Annotated in this window: 1 protein-coding gene; it reads left to right on the top strand. The window is 73.1% G+C overall.

Going from position 1 to position 1629, the window contains the following annotated elements; translation table 11 throughout:
* Positions 1 to 1629, top strand: a 1629-nt coding sequence (locus tag E5J99_RS20835) for a non-ribosomal peptide synthetase (RefSeq protein WP_135499733.1), incomplete at both ends; no start/stop codon positions are given.

Below are 1629 nucleotides of genomic sequence, written 5' to 3'. Positions count from 1 at the left end.
CACCGGTTCACTTTTGGCGGAATTCGGGGCGGTAGTTTTGGCGCATGGGTCGCGGGTGGCGGTGCGCGGCCGTTCGGGCAGCCGCCTGACGTATGCCGAGCTCGACGCGCAGTCCTCGCAGCTGGCCCACTACCTGCTGGCCCAGGCCGGGGAGGGGCCCCTGTCGCTGGTGGCCCTGCAGCTGGCCCAGACGCCGGCCGTGCTCGTGGCCATGCTGGCCAGCTGGAAAGCCGGGGCGGCCTACCTGCCGCTGGACGCCAGCCTGCCTGAGGCCCGCCAGCACTACATGCTGGGCCACAGCCAGGCCCAGCTCACGCTCACCGACGCCGACTACGCCGCCTTCCAGGCCACGGCGGACCGCTACCCGGCCACGCCCCCCCAGCCCGCGCCCGCGCCCGCGCCCACGGCCTACGTGATTTACACCTCCGGCTCCACCGGCCAGCCCAAGGGCGTGGCCGTGGGCCACGGTGCCCTGCGCAACTACTGCCAGTGGTTTGCCCACGAAGCCCAGCTCGGGCCCCACGACGTGGCGGCGCTGCTGACCAGCTACAGCTTCGATCTGGGCTACACGGTGCTGTTTCCGACGCTGCTCACCGGCGGGCAGCTGTGTGTGAGTGCGCCCGAGGCGGTGCTGGAAGACGCCGGGGCCACGCTCGCCTGGCTGGCGGCCGAGCAGGTCACGGTCCTCAAGCTCACGCCGTCGCTGGTGCAGGGCCTGGTGCTGGCCCTGGGCGTCGCGGCCCTGGCCCAGGTGGGCCGGCTGCGGCTGCTGGTCTGCGGCGGGGCCCCCATGGCGGCCGCCGACATGGCCGCGCTGCTGGCCCACAACGCGGCATTGACGATTTTCAACCACTACGGACCCACCGAAACCACCATCGGCGTGTGCTTCCAGCGGCTGGGGGCCGACACGATTGCCGGGTTTGTGGCCCAGCCCGTGCTGGGCGGTCCCATTGCCAACGTGGAGCTGCTCGTCGTGGACGGCCAGCAGCAGCTCGTGCCCGTGGGCGTAGTGGGCGAGCTGCTGATTGGGGGCCGGGCCCTGGGGCAGGGCTACCTGCACGAGGCGGCCCTGACGCAGCGCCGGTTTGTGGCCCACCCGCTGCGGGCCGGGCAGCGGGTGTACCGCAGCGGCGACCAGGTGGTGCGCCTGCCCGGCGGGCAGCTGCAGTACGTGGGGCGCTTCGATGACCAGGTCAAAGTGCGCGGCTACCGCGTGGAGCTGGGCGAGGTGCAGGCGGCTCTGGAGCAGCTTTCGGGCGTGGCGCAGGCGGCCGTGGTGGCGCGCAGCCAGGGCCAGGGCCAGGGCAGCGAGCTGGTGGCCTACGTGGTGGCATCGGCGGGTGTGGTGCTATCGGAGGCCCAGCTGCGAGCGGCCTTGCAGGCCCAATTGCCGGGCTACATGGTGCCGGGCTGGTGGGTGCAGCTGGCCGCGCTGCCGGTGACGGCCAACGGCAAGCTCGACACGGCGGCGCTGCCCGCGCCGGGGGCCTCGGCGGGGCCGCAGGCGCACTACCAGGCCCCGCGCGGGGAGGTCGAGACCCGGCTGGCCCAGGTGTGGGCCGGCGTGCTGCGCCGCGAGCCCATCGGCCGCCACGACAACTTCTACGACCTCGGCGGCGACTCTATTAA

The sequence above is a fragment of the Hymenobacter elongatus genome (assembly GCF_004745955.1).
GTDB classification, from domain to species: Bacteria; Bacteroidota; Bacteroidia; order Cytophagales; family Hymenobacteraceae; genus Hymenobacter; species Hymenobacter elongatus.
The sequence above is the reverse complement of the archived record's forward strand: the minus strand, read 5'-3'. Positions and strand labels throughout refer to the sequence as shown.